14 protein-coding genes, 1 pseudogene and 2 riboswitches are annotated in these 13,496 nt (G+C 63.5%); of the genes and pseudogenes, 5 read left to right on the top strand and 10 right to left on the bottom strand.

Going from position 1 to position 13,496, the window contains the following annotated elements; genetic code table 11:
• The first annotated feature begins 19 nt into the window (after nt 1-19).
• The 3 genes from hydF to G520_RS20855 all read left to right on the top strand — a co-directional run bounded on the left by hydF (nt 20) and on the right by G520_RS20855 (nt 2,284).
• Nucleotides 20-1,258 (top strand): [FeFe] hydrogenase H-cluster maturation GTPase HydF, encoded by a 1,239-nt coding sequence (gene hydF, locus G520_RS0100075; RefSeq protein WP_028533893.1) that lies wholly within the window; start codon nt 20-22, stop codon nt 1,256-1,258.
• Nucleotides 1,259-1,351: 93 nt separating this feature from the next.
• The gene (locus G520_RS23745) at nt 1,352-1,801 is read left to right on the top strand and encodes a BLUF domain-containing protein (RefSeq protein WP_051228738.1); all 450 of its coding nucleotides are present in this window, start codon (nt 1,352-1,354) and stop codon (nt 1,799-1,801) included.
• Between the two features lie 39 nt (nt 1,802-1,840).
• The gene (locus G520_RS20855; RefSeq protein ID WP_036664900.1) at nt 1,841-2,284 is read left to right on the top strand and encodes a BLUF domain-containing protein; all 444 of its coding nucleotides are present in this window, start codon (nt 1,841-1,843) and stop codon (nt 2,282-2,284) included.
• Between the two features lie 43 nt (nt 2,285-2,327).
• On the opposite strand, the gene G520_RS0100060 is transcribed toward G520_RS20855, so the two are convergent.
• The gene (locus tag G520_RS0100060) at nt 2,328-3,602 is read right to left on the bottom strand and encodes an O-acetylhomoserine aminocarboxypropyltransferase/cysteine synthase family protein (RefSeq protein WP_028533892.1); all 1,275 of its coding nucleotides are present in this window, start codon (nt 3,600-3,602) and stop codon (nt 2,328-2,330) included.
• Nucleotides 3,603-3,656: 54 nt separating this feature from the next.
• Complete coding sequence (locus G520_RS24685; RefSeq protein WP_156876816.1) at nt 3,657-3,824, bottom strand: hypothetical protein; 168 nt, start codon at nt 3,822-3,824, stop codon at nt 3,657-3,659.
• On the opposite strand from G520_RS24685, the gene G520_RS20850 reads away from it, so the two are divergent.
• On the top strand, nt 3,823-4,581 hold the full coding sequence (locus G520_RS20850; RefSeq protein ID WP_051228735.1) for a winged helix-turn-helix domain-containing protein: 759 nt from the start codon (nt 3,823-3,825) through the stop codon (nt 4,579-4,581). The genes G520_RS24685 and G520_RS20850 overlap by 2 nt on opposite strands.
• Before the next feature lie 56 nt (nt 4,582-4,637).
• On the opposite strand, the gene gcvP is transcribed toward G520_RS20850, so the two are convergent.
• The 4 genes from gcvP to gluQRS form a co-directional block, all read right to left on the bottom strand.
• Nucleotides 4,638-7,478, bottom strand: coding sequence for an aminomethyl-transferring glycine dehydrogenase (gcvP, locus tag G520_RS0100045; protein ID WP_028533891.1), 2,841 nt, complete (start codon nt 7,476-7,478; stop codon nt 4,638-4,640).
• Between the two features lie 83 nt (nt 7,479-7,561).
• Nucleotides 7,562-7,948, bottom strand: a complete 387-nt coding sequence (gcvH, locus tag G520_RS0100040; RefSeq protein WP_028533890.1) for a glycine cleavage system protein GcvH — start codon at nt 7,946-7,948, stop codon at nt 7,562-7,564.
• A 32-nt stretch (nt 7,949-7,980) separates the two neighbouring features.
• On the bottom strand, nt 7,981-9,069 hold the full coding sequence (gene gcvT, locus G520_RS0100035; RefSeq protein WP_028533889.1) for a glycine cleavage system aminomethyltransferase GcvT: 1,089 nt from the start codon (nt 9,067-9,069) through the stop codon (nt 7,981-7,983).
• Nucleotides 9,070-9,104: 35 nt separating this feature from the next.
• A riboswitch (glycine riboswitch) is annotated at nt 9,105-9,198 on the bottom strand.
• 10 nt (nt 9,199-9,208) lie between these two features.
• Nucleotides 9,209-9,301: riboswitch (glycine riboswitch) on the bottom strand.
• 77 nt (nt 9,302-9,378) lie between these two features.
• On the bottom strand, nt 9,379-10,284 hold the full coding sequence (gene gluQRS / locus G520_RS0100030) for a tRNA glutamyl-Q(34) synthetase GluQRS (RefSeq protein WP_028533888.1): 906 nt from the start codon (nt 10,282-10,284) through the stop codon (nt 9,379-9,381).
• Between the two features lie 96 nt (nt 10,285-10,380).
• Between gluQRS and fdxA the strand changes: the two genes are divergently transcribed.
• A complete protein-coding gene (gene fdxA, locus G520_RS0100025; RefSeq protein WP_028533887.1) occupies nt 10,381-10,704 on the top strand; it encodes a ferredoxin FdxA in 324 nt (107 codons plus the stop codon).
• A 19-nt stretch (nt 10,705-10,723) separates the two neighbouring features.
• Here fdxA and cheD read toward each other — a convergent pair whose 3' ends face one another.
• From cheD to G520_RS25435, 4 genes and pseudogenes are all read right to left on the bottom strand, one after another.
• On the bottom strand, nt 10,724-11,302 hold the full coding sequence (gene cheD / locus G520_RS0100020; protein WP_246542737.1) for a chemoreceptor glutamine deamidase CheD: 579 nt from the start codon (nt 11,300-11,302) through the stop codon (nt 10,724-10,726).
• Nucleotides 11,303-11,371: 69 nt separating this feature from the next.
• On the bottom strand, nt 11,372-12,427 hold the full coding sequence (locus G520_RS0100015) for a protein-glutamate methylesterase/protein-glutamine glutaminase (RefSeq protein WP_246542736.1): 1,056 nt from the start codon (nt 12,425-12,427) through the stop codon (nt 11,372-11,374).
• Nucleotides 12,428-12,435: 8 nt separating this feature from the next.
• Nucleotides 12,436-13,269: a CheR family methyltransferase gene (locus tag G520_RS0100010; protein ID WP_028533884.1), complete on the bottom strand. Its 834-nt coding sequence runs from the start codon at nt 13,267-13,269 to the stop codon at nt 12,436-12,438.
• Nucleotides 13,254-13,496, bottom strand: a pseudogene (locus G520_RS25435) (methyl-accepting chemotaxis protein); the annotation flags it as partial. The pseudogene G520_RS25435 and the gene G520_RS0100010, both read right to left, overlap by 16 nt.

Genomic DNA, 13,496 nt, shown 5'->3' with positions numbered 1-13,496 from the left:
CCAAGAATCGAGAATAGCCATGCTAGATACTCCCAAGGGACTCAGACTCCATATCGGACTTTTCGGACGGCGCAACGTCGGCAAGTCGTCGCTGATGAATGCCCTGGTCGGGCAAGCGGTATCCATCGTTTCCGACACCCCGGGCACCACGACCGACCCGGTGGAGAAGACCTTCGAACTGGCACCGCTGGGTCCCATCGTCTTCATCGACACCGCCGGCCTCGACGATGTGGGCGAGCTCGGCGAGCTGCGCAAGCAGAAAACCCTGCAGGCGCTGGAACGCACCGACGTCGCCATCATCGTCGCGACGGCGCAGGGCATCGGCCCGTTCGAACATGAGCTGATCGCATTGATGCAGGAGCGCAAGACGCCTTTCCTGGTCGCGTTCAATAAATGCGACCTCGCAGCGCCGGATGAAGACGCGCTGCAGGCCTTGCAGAAAGCCAAGATACGCCTGGCGACGGTCTCGGCGACCCACGGCAGCGGCATCGCCGCCGTCAAGGAAGCCCTGTTTCACCTGGCGCCGGAGAATCCGATAGACGAGCCGCGCCTGATAGGGGATCTGTTGTCTCCGGGCGATCTGGTGGTGCTGGTGGTGCCCATCGATCTGGGCGCGCCCAAAGGACGTCTGATCCTGCCGCAAGTGCAGACCATACGCGACATCCTCGACAGCGACGCCAGCTGCATGGTGGTGAAAGAACGCGAGCTGGCCGATTCGCTGGCCAAACTCGACAGCCCGCCGCGCATGGTCGTCTGCGACTCGCAAGTCGTTCTCAAGGCGGCGGCCGACACCCCGCCCGACATCGCCTTGACCACCTTCTCCATCCTGATGTCGCGCTTCAAGGGCGATATGGTGAAGCTCGCGCGCGGGGCCGGTGCGATCAACGCCCTGCAGCCTGGCGACAAGGTCCTGATCTCGGAGACCTGCTCGCACCACTCGCTGGCTGACGATATCGGCCGCGTCAAGATCCCGCGCTGGCTGCGCCAGTTCGCCGGAGGCGATCTGCAGACCGAAGTCGTGGCCGGCAAGGATTTCCCCGACGATCTGTCGCCCTACTCGCTGGTCGTTCAGTGCGGCGGCTGCATGGTCACCCGCAAGCAAGTGCTGCATCGCCAATATCTGGCCGAGCACCAGGGCATCCCCATGACCAACTATGGCATGGCCATCTCCCTGGTACAGGGCGTGCTGGAGCGTACCCTCGCCTGCTTCCCTGCTGCACGGGACGCATTTCGCGAAGGTGCCGGATCCGGTTCTTGAACCGTCGCCGCGGCTCGAACACGTCGGGCGCGGCGACGCGGTGGATACTATATACTGAGTGAAAGAGAGTGATTATCGATCAGGATGACGATCATGATTCGGTTGATCTACAGCAGCGCATCGGTGGAACCCCTGACGGCAGCCAAGGTGGCGGCGCTGCTGAGCGACAGCAGGCGGCGCAATCAGGCTGCCGGCATCAAAGGCCTGCTCGTGGTGATGAACGACGATTTCATGCAAGTCCTGGAGGGGGAAGACGCGGCGGTCGACGCGCTCTACGCGCGCATCCTGGCCGACACGCGCCACAGCATGCAGACCCTGCTGTCGCGCGAAGCCATCACCCATCCCGCTTTCGCAAACTGGAGCATGGCTTTCATCGATGCTCGCGTGCTGCTCGATAATGTCGGACTCATGCCGGTGGCACTGCAAAATCTTTCACGCGACCGCGAAACGCAGCGCACCTTGCGCCTGGTACGCGAATTCATCGACGGCAAGTGGCATCACCACCTGCCGTCGGGACTCTTGCCGCAAGTCGTGCACCGGTGACCGGCCAGCCGTAAAGCACAATGCGCTTCGGGGGGACAAATGATACGCTTGGTCTACAGTGGCAGCGCCATCACCTCCTCGCGGGGCGAAGACATCGGCCCGCGTCTCGCCGCCTTTCGTGAGCACGCACTCGCCAACGGCTGTACCGGCGTACTGATTCTGATGGGCCAGGATTTTCTGCAGGTGCTGGAAGGCCCCGACGATGTCGTCGATACCCATTACTGCCACATGCTGAGCCATCCCGCCAACTATCAGGTCACGCTGCTGGCACGTGAAGCCATCGCCCGCCACCTGTTCAACGAATGGAGCCTGGGCGTGATACCAAGCTCGCCGCAAACGGTCAACGATCTGCTGCCGTCGCCAGGCTCTCCGGCCGACCCCGGCTCGGTGCGGGCATTGCGGTTGATAGAAGAGTTCGTCGCCGGCAAATGGCACCACCACGGCACCATGGGCGACAATCCCCTGGTGGTGCACCGCCGCTGATGCCGCCCGAGGGGCGGCTCTCGCTGTTGCACCGCGCCGGTGTTCAGCGGGCGGCGTTCAGCGCCTGCTCGACATCGGCAAGGATGTCATCGACATGCTCGATGCCGATCGACAAGCGGATCAGCTCCGGCCTCACGCCGGCTCGGGCCTGCTCTTGTGCCGACAACTGCCGGTGCGTGGTCGACGCCGGATGGCAAGCCAGCGACTTGGCATCGCCGATATTCACCAGCCGCGTGACCAGGGCAAGCGCATCGATGAAACGCCCGCCGGCTTCTTCGCCGCCCTTGATGCCGAACGACAGAATGCCGGAAGCCTTGCCGCCCATATAAAGATCGACCAGCGCGCGCGAAGGGTGCCCTTCCAGGCCCGCGTACTCGACCCACTCGACCTGCGGATGCGCGGACAGATACTCTGCCACGCGCAAGGCATTCTCGCAGATACGGTCCATGCGCAAGGGCAGCGTCTCCAGCCCCTGCAGGATGAGGAAAGAATTGAACGGCGAGATCGCCGCACCGGTATTGCGCAGGGGAACCACCCGCGCACGACCGATGAAGGCGGCATCGCCCAGCGCCTCGGTATAGCAGACGCCATGGTAGGAAGGATCCGGCTCGTTGAGGCGGCGGAAGCGGGCTGCGTGTTCGCGCCAGGGAAAACGCCCGGAATCGACGATGATACCGCCGATGCTATTGCCATGACCACCGATGTACTTGGTCAGGGAATGGACGACAATGTCGGCCCCATGCTCGAAGGGGCGGCACAGATACGGGCTGGGCACCGTATTGTCGACGATCAAGGGGATGCCGTTGGCGTGAGCGACATCGGCGAAAGCCGCGAAATCGACGACATTACCCAGCGGGTTGCCTATCGACTCGACGAATACGGCCTTGGTGCGCTCATCGACCAGGGCGGCGAGCGAGGCTGGATCACGGTAATCGACAAAGCGGACGTCGATGCCGAACTGGCCGAAGGTATGCGCGAACAAATTGTAAGTCCCGCCGTACAACGTGCTGGTCGCGATGATATTGTCGCCGGCCTCGGCGATGGTCTGGATCGCATAGGTGATGGCGGACATCCCCGAGGCCACCGCCAGGGCCGCGATCCCCCCCTCCAGCGCGGCAACGCGCTTTTCCAGCACGTCCGTGGTCGGATTCATGATGCGGGTGTAGATATTGCCTTGCACTTTGAGATCGAACAGATCGGCCCCATGCTGCGTATTGTCGAAAGCATACGACGTCGTCTGATACAAGGGGACCGCCACCGCGCGCGTGGTGGGATCGGGCGCATAACCGGCATGCACGGCCAGGGTTTCCAACTTCATCCGTCTCTCCTCCAGAGGTTGTCGCGGGAGTTTCTGACGCTCAGATCCCCGGCTTCAGTCGCTAACCATACCCGATTTCAAAATAATAATAAATATCATAATCTTCGCAAGCAAATAACCGAATGATATAAGCACCTGCGCTTTCGGCCGGGTGCCTGCCCCGGCGACGCCATGCCACACTGTCCCAGCTGCCTGCCCATCAAGCAGGTCGGGGCGAACCATGAGACAGATCCTGATTATCGAAAACGACGCGCTCCTGCGCTCCGCGCTGGGGCGCAGGCTCGGTGCCGAAGGTTTTGCCGTACTCGAAGCCGACGCGATCGAAGATGGCCGAAACAACGCCCAGAGGCAGATGCCCGATGCCATCATGCTGCAACTGGGCATGTTCGGCGCCATCGACGCCATCCGCGGCTTGCGCGACTGGTATCGCGGCGTCGTCATCGGCCTCGCGCACAGCCCGGGCGAAGCCCGCATGCTCGACGCATTCGAGGCCGGCGCCGACGACTTTCTCGCTCTGCCGTTCAGTCTGGAAGAGATGTCGGCCCGCTTGCGCGCGGCGCTCCGGAGGATGGCACAAGAAGAGTCATTCGGCCTGCCGCGCATCTCAACCGGCGAGCTTGAAATCGACTTGGCCGCCTACCGCGTCAGCCGCCGCGGCGAGACCGTGCACCTGACGCCGCTCGAGTTCAAGTTACTGGCCAAACTCGCGGGACGGCTCGGACGGGTGGTATTGCAAGGGCAGTTGCTACGTGAAATATGGGGACCGTACGCTGAAGACTACCGCCACTACCTGCGCATCTATATCGCCCAGCTGCGCCGCAAGCTGGAGGCGAATCCCGCGCGGCCCGAGTACCTGTTTACGGAGAACGGCATAGGCTACCGGCTGGCCGAGCTTCCACCGCGGCGGCAGCCGGAAGAGGCGAGCCCGCTCGCGACGGAGCCGATGCGGGCCCGACCGTCCATGGCCGGAGGCCGATAAACGGCCCGACGCCGGCGACCGGGCGCGAATGCGGCCCGGTCGCCGGCCTGCTCGACTCAATCGTAAGACTCTGGCGGCGGGCAGGAACACACCAGATGACGATCTCCGTAGACGTCGTCGATCCGGTTTACGCTAGGCCAGAACTTGTTGTCGTAGACATAGGGCAAGGGGAAAAACGCCAGGGCACGGTCGTAAGGTCTGTCCCAGACGCCGGCGATATCGGCACGGCCATGCGGGGCGCGGCAGAGCGGATTGTCGTCGGCCGGCCACTCGCCCGCTTCCACGCGCTCGACCTCGCCGCGAATCGAGATCATCGCGTCGATGAAGCGGTCGAGCTCTTCCTGTGACTCGGATTCGGTCGGCTCTATCATCAGCGTCCCCGCCACCGGGAAGCTCATGGTCGGAGCATGAAAACCGTAGTCCATCAGACGCTTGGCGATATCGACCTCGGTCACGCCGCTCGCCGCCTTGATCGGCCGCAGATCGATGATGCACTCGTGCGCAACCCGGCCGCCGGTGCCGGTGTACAGCACCGGATAGTACGGCGCCAGCCGGGTCGCGACATAGTTGGCGTTAAGCAGCGCCACTTCGGTCGCCGTCTTGAGTCCGGCGGCTCCCATCATGCTGATATACATCCATGAGATGGGCAGAATCGAGGCAGAACCGAAAGGTGCGGCGGCAACCGCCCCCAGGCCGGAGTTCGTGAACACATGCCCTGGCGCAAACGGGGCCAGATGCGATTTCAGCCCGATGGGCCCCATGCCGGGGCCGCCGCCGCCATGCGGAATGCAGAAGGTCTTGTGCAGATTCATGTGGCTGACGTCGGCGCCGATATCGGCCGGGCGCGACAAGCCGACCTGGGCATTGAGGTTGGCGCCGTCCATGTACACCTGCCCGCCATGGCGGTGCACGATCTCGCAGATCTCGCGGATGGCCGGCTCGAATACGCCGTGCGTGGACGGATAGGTGATCATCAGCGCGGCCAGGCGATCGGCATGCAACACGGCCTTGGCCTCCAGATCGGCGACGTCGACGTTGCCGCCCTCGTCGCAATCGACGACGACCACCTGCATGTTCATCATCTGCGCGCTGGCCGGATTGGTGCCGTGCGCCGAACGAGGAATCAGGCATACCGTGCGCGCGCTGTCGCCGCGTGCATCATGATAGCGGCGAATGGCCAGCAGACCGGCGTACTCGCCCTGCGCTCCCGAATTAGGCTGCATCGAGACCGAATCGAAGCCGGTGATGGCTGCCAGTTGCTGCGCCAGCTCGTCTATCAGTTGCCGATACCCGAGCGCCTGCCCGGCCGGTGCAAACGGATGCATATCGGCAAACTCGGGCCAGGTGATAGGGATCATCTCGCTGGTCGCATTGAGTTTCATGGTGCAGGAACCCAGTGCGATCATCGAATGATTCAAGGCCAGGTCTCGATTCTCCAGGCGCTTGAGATAACGCAGCATCGCATGCTCTGTGTGATGGCGGTTGAACACCGGATGGGTGAGCACCGCGCTCGTGCGCACCAGCGCAGCCGGAATGGCCGTCGCCGTTTCCGCGTCCAGATTTGCGATGACGGGCGCGTGTCCGGTAAACAACGCGCACAAGCGCGCCAGATCCTCCAGCCCGGCCGCCTCGTGGAAGGACACGCCGAGAACGCCGTCAGCCACGCGCCGCAGGTTGTACCCGGCCGCGAGCGCGGCCTGGTAGACGGTCTCCGCTTTTTCACCCAGATCGACGGTCACCGTATCGAAAAAATGACGGTGCCGAACGGCGAGCCCCGCGCGCTCGAGCGCGCCGGCAAACAGCGCCGCCAGGCGATGAATGCGCGCGGCGATGCGCTTGAGCCCGTGCGGACCGTGGTAAACCGCGTACAGGCCGGCAATATTCGCCAGCAGGACTTGCGAGGTGCAGATATTGGAATTGGCCTTCTCGCGGCGGATGTGCTGCTCGCGCGTCTGCAGCGCCATCCGAAGCGCGGGCTTGCCCAGCGCATCTTGCGAAACGCCGATGATGCGGCCCGGCGCAGAACGCTTCATCTCGTCGCGGAAGGCAAAATAAGCCGCGTGCGGCCCGCCGAAGCCCATGGGCACGCCGAAGCGCTGGGTGGAACCGATGGCAATGTCGGCGCCCAGCTCGGCCGGAGACTTGACCAGCAGCAAGGCCATCAGATCGGCCGCCACCACGGCAACGGCGCCGCGCGCCTTGCACGCCGCGATTGCGGCGCCCGGATCGGCGAGTTCGCCGTCCACACCCGGATACTGGAACAGCGCGCCGAAGCAATCGACCTCGCCAGCCGTCGCCGCGGGGGCACAGACCAGTTCGAAACCGAAATGTTCGGCACGCGTGCGCAGTACATCCAGCGTCTGCGGCAGCACTTGTTCGTCGACGAAGAAACGCATCGTCGCGTTGCGCGATACGCGGCGTGCCATCGCCATCGCTTCGGCGGCGGCGGTCGCCTCGTCCAGCAGCGACGCATTGGCCATTTCCAGCCCGGTCAGATCGATGATCATCTGCTGGTAATTGAGCAATGCTTCGAGCCGGCCTTGCGCCACCTCGGCCTGATAAGGGGTGTAGGCGGTATACCAGCCCGGATTTTCCAGAACATTGCGCAAGATGACCTTGGGCAACTCGGTCGGGTGGTAACCAAGCCCGATGAAACTGCGCTGCAGCTGGTTACGGCCCGCGATCTCGCGTAGCCGGCTCAGGGCATCGACTTCGGACAAAGGGCCGGGCAGCGGCAAGGCCGCGCCCAGGCGGATGGATTCAGGTACGGTCTGGGCGACCAGATCGTCGCGGCTCGCCACGCCGAGGGTGGCCAGCATGCGGGCCTGCTCGTCGGCTGAGGGGCCGATATGGCGGGCGATGAACTCGCCCGCATCAAACAACTCGGAAAGCGGCATTATCGGTGTTCCCGGTCACAAACAATCGATACCGCTCCCGTCGGGCACCGGTCGGAGCCGACCATCGCGACGGGAGCGGTCGTTCAGGCGCCGATTTCGGCGGCGTACTGGCTGGCGTCGAGCAGACCGCCGATCTCGGCGGGATTCGACGGCTTCAACCGGAAAAACCAGCCTTCGCCGTAAGAATCGCTATTGGCCAGTTCCGGTGCAGACTCCAGCGCCGCATTGACGGCGATCACTTCGCCCGCGATCGGGGAATACACATCGGAGGCCGCCTTGACCGACTCGACGACGCCGGCTTGCTCGCCGGCAGCCAGTGCCTGGCCGGCTTTCGGCAGTTCGACGAAGACCAGGTCGCCCAGCAGTTCCTGGGCATGGTGGGAAATCCCGACGGTAACGCTGCCGTCGGCTTCCAGGCGCAGCCATTCGTGGCTTTCCGCATATTTCAGGTCGGCGGGGATCGTATTCATGCAATTTCTCCAGCAGGGATTGAACGGTGGGCTTAGCAATAGACTTGTTTGCCGTGGCGCACAAAGGGCAGTTTGACAACGCGAACGCCGGTCTCCACGCCGCGCAGATCGACTAGGGCATGCTCGCCGGTCGCAAACGGAACGCGGGCGATGGCCACGGAATATTTCAGGGTGGGAGAGAAGCTGCCGCTGGTGATCACGCCTTCGCCCACGCCTTCGACGCGCACGGCTTGGCCGGCGCGCAGTACGCCGCGCCCCTCCAGCACCAGACCGACCTGCTTGAACGGCACACCGCCCGCGCGCTGCGCCTCGAGCGCCGCGCGACCGATGAAATCGCGGCTGGCCGGCTCCCAGGCAATGGTCCAGTCCATGCCAGCCTGCAAAGGCGACACGGTCTCGTCCATCTCATGCCCGTACAGATTCATACCGGCTTCCAGACGCAGCGTGTCGCGTGCGCCGAGACCGCAGGGTGCGACGCCGACTTCCAGCAAGCGGGCAAAAAGAGGCGCCGCCTCGGCGGCCGGGATCATGAGTTCGAGACCGTCTTCGCCGGTGTAGCCGGTGCGGGCCAGGAAGCTTTCGCCGCAAGGCACGCCCTGAAACACCTTGAGCGCGCGGATGGCATCCGCCCAGTCGGGCCTGGCCTGACAGACCTTGGCGATGGCCTGTGGCCCCTGCACGGCCAGCATCGCCAGGTCGCGGCGCACGTCGAGCGCCACCGCGAAGCCGGATGCCTGTTTTTCCATCCAGGCCAGATCCTTGGCGGTCGTGCCGGCATTGATCACCATGCGATAACCGTCGGCGACGAGATAGACGATCAGATCGTCGATGACGCCGCCCTGATCGTCTAGCATGGCGGAATACAGGGCCTTGCCGGTTTCGCGCAGCCGGGCGACATCGTTGGCGATCAGGCGCTGCAGCCAGACGCGGGCGTCCGCGCCGGTGATGTCGACGATGGTCATATGCGACACGTCGAACATTCCGGCATCCTGCCGTACCTGATCGTGTTCTTTAATTTGGGAGCCGTAGTTTATAGGCATTTCCCAACCCGCAAAATCGACCATGCGCGCGCCGGCGGCAAGATGGGAATCGTAGAACGGGGTATGTTGCGGGGCCGTCATGTGCGTCCTTCAAAAGGGTGGGTACGTTACGTTCCTCACACCCCTCTGTCCTGACACCTGAGATTTTCCGGCCTTGGCCGTTAGCCCCTTCGGTGGGCGCACGTGGCGCCGCTCTCCAGAATTGACGAGCCGTTCACGGCCCGATGATGCAGTCCTTTTGCCTGAGCGATTGCGGGTGCACTTGCGCCTTCGGCGGCGGCGCTGGCGCGCCGCTCTCTCCTGCATGATCGCTTGATTATCACGACAGCCGCCTGGCTTGGCAAGACAAGAATAGGTCGATCTGAAGATATCCGGCTGGCAGCCGGCGGCTCAGGCGCCGCCGATGACGACCGGCCCCGCCGGCACCTGCGCGAGCCTCCAGTTGGCGAAAGCCCACGCCCACAGTTCGTCCAGCCCGCCGACATCGGCCGCCGGCTCATGCCCGAGGCGGCTTAGCGCACGCCACAGCTCATCGCGCGCCGCGTCGCGCGAAATCGCCGGTGCCAGCGTCTGCTTGGACAGCTTCTCTCCTGCGGCGTTGACCATCAGCGGCAAGTGGCAATAACCGGGCCGGGCATAAGCGAGGCAGTGTTGCAGCCAGAGCTGGCGCGGGGTGGAAACCAGCAGATCGCTGCCGCGCACGATATCGTTGATGCCCTGTTCGGCATCGTCGACCACGACGGCCAGTTGATAGGCCCAGCAGCCGTCGGCGCGCAGCAACACAAAGTCGCCGACATCGCGCGCAAGTTGCTGGCGGCAATCGCCTTGCAGCCGGTCGACGCATGCGATTTCCTGCTCCGGCACCCGCAAGCGCCATGCATGCGCCTCGCGTCCCGCGCGCATGCCCGAGCGGCAGAACCCCGGGTAGACCATGCCATCCACTCCCGCCCGCGCCGCAAGCGCAATCTCGCGCCGGCTGCAGTTGCAGGCGTAGGCATGACCTTCCGCGATCAAGCGTTCCAGCGCCTCGCGATACAAGCCATGGCGCCGGCTCTGGTAAACCACTTCGCCATCCCAGTACAAGCCGCAGGCCTCGAGCGTGGCAAGAATGGCGCGGCTGGCGCCGGGAATTTCGCGCGGCGGATCGAGATCCTCGATCCGGACCCGCCATATTCCATTGCGGCAGCGCGCTTCAAGATAGCTGCCGACGGCGGTGGTCAGGGAGCCGGCATGCAGCAGGCCGCTGGGGCTGGGCGCAAAACGCCCGCAATAGGGGGGGGTAGCGGTCGTGGTCATGGCAAGATTGGGGGAAAGCCTGACAGGCCGGGCATGGCATGGCTAGAATAGGGGAAATAACCGAGCAAAACAGTCAACCATAAACCGGGAGTCACCATGGCCTACGTTGTAACCGAAGCCTGTATCAAATGCAAATACACCGACTGCGTCGACGTGTGTCCGGTCGACTGCTTTCGCGAAGGCCCGAACTTCCTGGCGATCAACCCCGACGAGTGCATCGACTGCACGCTGTGCGTGGCCGAATGCCCGGTCAATGCCATTTACGCGGAAGAGGATGTCCCCGCCGAACAGCAGGTCTACATCGCACTCAATGCCCAACTATCGGCCCTGTGGCCGGTCATCACGGCCAGCAAGGCACCGTTGCCGGATCACGCCGACTGGGCCGACGTCGGAGACAAGCTTCGCTTTCTGGAAAAATAAGGGCGGCGGCAGCACGGGTTCAACGGAACAGTTCTATCGTGCCGCCCGCTTCCGCCGCATCCTTCGCCATCCGCTCGCGGTATTCGCGTTCGGTTTCTTCCAGCTTGCGCAGGCGGTCGCTTCTCAGGCGCCGTATCATCACCTTGCCGGTATCGGTAAAGAAATAAACCTTGCGCGGCACTTCGCCATACAGATCCTCTGCCACGATGGGAATGCCCTCGGTATCCAGGAAAGAACGGACAAAACGGCAGTTGCTATCCCCCACCTGCGCGAGCTGGATTCCATCCAGAACGCTCGCACCGCCAAACACCTTGGCCTGCATCCGCTCGCGCAGCGCGCCGAGTTTCTGCATCCTGGTAATCAGATGCTCCATGGCAAAGATGCCGAAACGCTCGGCACGATGCCCGTCTGCATCGGCATTCAGGCCGGGGAGCATGAAATGATTCATGCCGCAGACGCCACTGACCGGGTCGCGCAGGCAGGCGGCCACGCAGGACCCCAACACCGTCACCATCAGCAACGGATTCGCGATTGCGACATAGTCACCGGGCAACAATTTGACCGCCGGCAACTGAAAATGCTTGTCGTAATAGTTCACGGCGCCTCGCAATCCTAGCCTGCCAGAAAATTCCGTATGCCGGAACCGGTGCGACCCTCGTCCCGGCTGTCAGCCGGTGCGGCATAAACAGTCGACGATCCGTCCCGCGATCCGGTCCAGCGATTCGCTGACGTCGACGCCCCCTGCCGCCACCGCGGCCTTGGGCATGCCATAAACGACACAGGAGTTCTCGTCCTGAGCCACGGTAAACGCACCCGCATCGTGCATGCGTTTGAGGCCGTCCGCGCCATCGCGCCCCATGCCGGTCAAGATCACCCCCACTGCCGAGCGCCCGGCCAGCGCCGCGGCCGAGTCGAACAGGACATCGACAGAAGGGCGGTGCCGGTTGACCTTCTCCTCTTGCGACAAACCGATGCGCCAGCCTCCTCCGGCAGCCCGCACCAGAAACATATGCGAATGACCTGGCGCGATATAGGCGGTGCCGCGCTGCACCGCCTCGCCCTGTTCAGCCTCCTTGACCGTCATCGCGCACAAACCGTCAAGCCGCCGCGCGAAGGACTGGGTAAAATTCTCCGGCATGTGCTGCACGATCAGCACCGGCGCGCAATCGGCCGGCAAGCCGGCGAGCACGGCGTGGATCGCCTCGGTGCCTCCGGTCGAGGCCCCAATGAAAACCAGGCGGTTGCCGCGCATGACGCCTACGGACGGCGCCGCACGAACGGGCACCGCCGGCAAGCGCCGCACACGGGCTCGCGCCGCGATGCGGATTTTCTCGCGGATCTCGTCCGCATAAGCTTGCATGCTGTTACTGACATCCAGCGTCGGCTTGGCGACCACATCGACAGCGCCGAGCTCAAGCGCCGTCAGCGTCGTATCCGACCCCTGCCGCGTCAGCGACGAAATCATCAGCACCGGCGTCGGACGCAGACGCATCAAGCGGCGCAAAAACTCGATGCCGTCCATGCGCGGCATTTCGACATCCAGCGTCACCACATCCGGATTGGTTTCGCGTATGCGTTCGCGGGCGAGCAAGGGATCCGACGCCGTCGCCACCACCTCCATGTCCGGTGCGGTATTGATAATATGGCTCAATAATTCGCGGATCATGGCCGAATCGTCGACCACGACTACGCTTATTTTTTTGTCTGATAACGGCATAAGCATTGGCAGCCTCATCGCCCTGCCATGCGATAGATCGTTCGACCGCAGGGTATAAACGCATCGGTTTGCAATTGAATATTTTCGGAATGCCCGAGAAACAGGCGGCCATCGGGTTCAAGGTGGCGCCCCAGACTGGTCAGTATCCGGTTCTGTGTCGGCTTATCGAAGTAGATCATGACATTTCGACAAAAAATGGCATGAAAAAGACCAATCTGCGGCCAGTTGCTGGCGATCAGATTGATCTGGCAAAACCGGATCGCCTCGCGCAGCTCGGACTTGATACGGACCAGGCCGGATTTGTCGCCGGTCCCGCGCTGAAAATAGCGTTTCAGCTTCGCTTCGGGCAAGGCACTCACCCGCTCCAGCGGATACACGCCCAGAGCGGCCGTATCCAGCACATGGGTATCGATATCGGATGCCAGCACTTCGAAAGAGCCGGCGGCACGCGACTCGAGCAGCGTCATGGCGATCGAATACGGTTCTTCGCCGGTCGATGCCGCCGCACACCAGACGCGATACGGCTGTGCGTCGCCATGCTGGCCGATATGCTCGGCCAGCGCATCGAAATGATGGGCTTCGCGAAAGAACGCTGTCAGATTGGTCGTCAGCGCGTTGATGAAATACTCCCATTCCGGATCGCTGCTATTGCCCTCCAGGCGCGAGAGATAGCTGCCGAAGTCTTCCAGGCTGTGGGCGCGCACCCGGCGCGCGAGCCGGGCATACACCATATTCGCCTTGGAGTCGTTCAGCGCGATACCGGCATGGCGGTAGACCAGCGCCTGTATCCGGCGAAAATCCTCGCCGTCGAATCTAAGATCGCGCTCCGGACTCAGAACTCTTCCCATTCGCTTTCCACCGACGATTTACCCTGTCCCTTCGCAACGACCCTGGCCTTGGGCGGCACGGCGGCCACCGGCGCAAGGGGCTTGGCTGCGGCTGCCGACGGCCTCTTGAGCGGTACGCGCGCCGCTCCCGCTTCCAGCCGGAAGCGGCTGACCGCGGCCGACAACTGCTGCGCCTGCTCTTCCAGCGACTCCGCCGCCGCCGCCGCTTCTTCCACCAGCGCCGCGTT

It is taken from the genome of Paludibacterium yongneupense DSM 18731, assembly GCF_000422925.1.
In the GTDB taxonomy this organism is placed as follows: domain Bacteria; phylum Pseudomonadota; class Gammaproteobacteria; order Burkholderiales; family Chromobacteriaceae; genus Paludibacterium; species Paludibacterium yongneupense.
Note: the sequence above shows the minus strand (reverse complement) of the source record. Positions and strands in the feature narration are given on the sequence as shown.